1 protein-coding gene is annotated in these 263 nt (G+C 63.9%); it reads left to right on the forward strand.

Features of this window, described 5'->3' with window-relative positions:
• Positions 1–257 (forward strand): MFS transporter (locus SB724_RS20610; RefSeq protein ID WP_410572780.1); only part of this gene is annotated, 257 nt, incomplete at its 5' end.
• Positions 258–263 lie beyond the last annotated feature (6 nt).

The following is a 263-nucleotide window of genomic DNA, read 5'->3' on the forward strand; positions in this document are numbered from 1 at the left end:
CTGCTGCCGCCGTCATCGTCAGCATCTTTGCGTTCATGCGGCTCATTTTCGCCCCGGCGGGTGGCGCCCTTATCGGCCGCTTTGGCGAGCGGAACGTCTACGTGTCCGGTCTGCTGATCGTGGCAGCGTCCACCGCTGCCTGCGCGTTCGCCCAAAACTATTGGCAACTACTGATCTTCCGCGGCCTGGGCGGGGCGGGTTCTGTGATGTTTACTGGTGCCGCCATGGGCCTGCTCATCAAACTTGCCCCGCCCTAACGGCGG

The organism is Bacillus sp. SIMBA_031 (assembly GCF_046535225.1).
GTDB classification, from domain to species: domain Bacteria; phylum Bacillota; class Bacilli; order Bacillales; family Bacillaceae; genus Bacillus; species Bacillus velezensis.